The sequence below is a fragment of the Neisseria sp. P0021.S006 genome (assembly GCF_051956895.1).
The window spans coordinates 1-1241 of sequence record NZ_JBQCWZ010000408.1 but is presented as its reverse complement, the minus strand read 5'-3'; the positions used below and the strand labels follow the sequence as shown (position 1 = coordinate 1241).

The 1241-nt window shown below is 46.3% G+C and carries 1 protein-coding gene and 1 pseudogene; one reads left to right on the top strand and one right to left on the bottom strand.

Annotated features, from left to right (window positions below):
- Nucleotides 1-324: pseudogene (locus ACTHUM_RS14550) on the top strand (threonine ammonia-lyase, biosynthetic); the annotation flags it as partial.
- 57 nt (nt 325-381) lie between these two features.
- On the opposite strand, the gene trmB reads toward ACTHUM_RS14550, so the two are convergent.
- The gene (gene trmB, locus ACTHUM_RS14545; protein WP_107769357.1) at nt 382-1098 is read right to left on the bottom strand and encodes a tRNA (guanosine(46)-N7)-methyltransferase TrmB; all 717 of its coding nucleotides are present in this window, start codon (nt 1096-1098) and stop codon (nt 382-384) included.
- Nucleotides 1099-1241 lie beyond the last annotated feature (143 nt).

Here is a 1241-nt window from a genome sequence, read left to right as displayed (position 1 = left end):
GATCTGACCAATGACGAAATCGCCAAAATCCATATCCGTTACATGGTCGGCGGACGTACGGAAAAAGTATCCAGCGAACGCTTGGTCAGCTTTGAATTCCCAGAGCGTCCCGGCGCATTGTCCAGCTTCTTGAACCATATGCGTGCCGAATGGAATATTACCTTGTTCCATTATCGCAATCATGGTGCGGACTATGGCCGTATTTTGGTCGGTATCGATGTACCTGAAAGCGACAATGAAGCCTTTACCGACTTCTTGGAGAGCTTGGGTTATGTTTATAAAGAAGAAACCGATAATCCGGCTTATAAACTTTTCTTAGCTTAATCAGTAAGATAAAAGGCCGTCTGAAATTTTTCAGACGGCCTTGTGTTTTATGTTCGGCTATTTCTTACGGAACACCAAGTCCCAAACGCCATGACCCAATCGTTTGCCTCGGGCTTCAAATTTGGTTTCAGGGCGATAATCGGGCGTAGGGGCGTAATCGGCAGCCGTGTTTTGCAAAGAGTCGCAACTGCTCAAAACTTCCAGCATTTGTACGGCGTATTCTTCCCAGTCGGTCGCCATATGGACATAGCCGCCGCTTTTGAGTTTGGGCAGCAGCTTTTCAACAAAAGGCACTTGTACCAAGCGGCGTTTATTGTGGCGTTTTTTGTGCCAAGGGTCGGGGAAGAAAATATGAATGCCGTCTAAAGAACCGTCTTCCAGCATCTTTTCCACTACTTCCACTGCATCATGACGTATCACGCGGATATTGGAAATGTGTTCTTCCTCAATCAGCTTCAAGATATTGCCGACACCCGGGCCGTGAACATCAATCGCTAAAAAGTCGGTATCGGGCAGACGTTTGGCGATTTCCACTGTCGCGACGCCCATACCGAAACCGATTTCCAAAACTTTAGGATTGTCCCGTCCAAATGCATGGTTCAAATCCAAAGGAGCTTCTTGGAAGTCCACACCAAATTGCGGCCACATCGTATCGATGGCGCGCTGTTGGGCCGCGGTCATATGGCCTTGACGCAAGACGAAACTGCGGATGCTGCGTTTGTGTTCTTCAGGAACAGTATTTTCGGGTGTATTTTCTGGAATGTTTTCGGACATGTTTTTTTAAATCAGTGAGAAATCAAATAAAAAGGCCGTCTGAAAGAATCAGACAACCCTGCATATAAATCGGCGTGATTATAGCGAATAAACGCTTTTCCTGAAACCTTTTAAAAAGAAGGTTTCAGACGGCCTTTTAAGAC

What these genes read in the sequence shown, in the direction of transcription:
- trmB (WP_107769357.1), bottom strand. Translation starts at nt 1,098, where the DNA reads ATGTCCGAAAACATTCCAGAAAATACACCCGAAAATACTGTTCCTGAA.